Source organism: Frankia tisae (assembly GCF_025403405.1).
GTDB classification, from domain to species: Bacteria; Actinomycetota; Actinomycetes; order Frankiales; family Frankiaceae; genus Frankia; species Frankia tisai.
Genome location: NZ_JANEZT010000873.1, coordinates 1 through 381, shown reverse-complemented (window position 1 = coordinate 381; position 381 = coordinate 1). Strand labels below are relative to the sequence as shown.

General features: G+C 66.1%; 1 protein-coding gene. It reads right to left on the bottom strand.

Features of this window, described 5'->3' with window-relative positions:
• A partial coding sequence (locus tag NBZ85_RS32075; protein ID WP_498041299.1) for a hypothetical protein occupies nucleotides 1–381 on the bottom strand: 381 nt, incomplete at both ends.

Sequence of the window (381 nt, the reverse complement as noted above, 5' to 3'; positions counted from 1 at the left end):
CCTCGGGGTCCAGGCTCGCCTTCACCTTGTCGCACAGGGCGTCGACCTCGGGATTGCGGTAGTGGCTCCAGTTCACGCCGCTCGGCGCGATCTGCTTCGAATCGTAGAAACGCAGGATCGCGTAGAACGGATCCGAGGTGACGTAGGCGATGTTGCCGGCGGTGACGCCCTTGAGGCCCGGATCCGCCGCGCCCTGGCGCCAGGCCGTGTAGGCCACCTCCAGCTCCACCGTCTTGAACTCGACCTGGATGCCGACCTCGGCCCAGCTCTGCTGGACGAACTCGTTGATCGGCAGGGACAGCATCTGCCCGGTCCCGCCGGTGGGGATCATGATCGTCGCCTTCACCGGGTTCTTCACCGAGAACCCGGCCTCCTCCACCA